Consider the following 567-nt stretch of genomic DNA (forward strand, 5'->3'; position numbering starts at 1 on the left):
GGGTGAGGGTGGCTGCGTAGGGTCGGTGTGGTGCCTCGGTGGCGTGAGCGGTGCGCGCGGGCGCGCGCCGGCTGGCGCGGTGGCTGGCGCGGTCGGCGGGCCGGTGCTCGGGTCGACGGCGGGCCGAGGGCGGTGCGCCGTTCCGTGCGGCGCGGGCGGCGCGGGCGGCGCACGAGAGGCTCGGAAAGAGTCCGGAAGTGGATGACGAATGCTTGAACGTGCTTGAAACTGTCACCTAGACTGCATCAATAAACATCCCCTCTCGCTTCGGAGTAGCCGTGACGCATGTCGAGAAGGAACTGACCAGCCAGCCCGCGTGCTGGAGCCGCGCGGCCGAGCTGGCCGAGGCGCAGCGGGACGCGTTCCCCGAACGCGGGGCGCGGGTGGCCGTCGTGGGCTGCGGCACCTCGTACTTCATGGCCCAGGCGTACGCCGCGCTGCGGGAGGGCTCGGGCCAGGGCGAGACGGACGCGTTCGCCGCCTCCGAGTTCCCGCCCAACCGCCGCTATGACCGCGTCGTCGCGCTGAGCCGGTCCGGCACCACCACCGAGGTGCTCGACCTGTTGG

General features: G+C 72.7%; 1 protein-coding gene. It reads left to right on the plus strand.

Annotation, left to right across the window (positions count from 1 at the left end; translation table 11 throughout):
- Positions 1–278 precede the first annotated feature (278 nt).
- A partial coding sequence (locus KUM32_RS41500; RefSeq protein WP_374227621.1) for an SIS domain-containing protein occupies positions 279–567 on the plus strand: 289 nt, incomplete at its 3' end.

The sequence above is a fragment of the Streptomyces sp. AC627_RSS907 genome, from assembly GCF_019049165.1.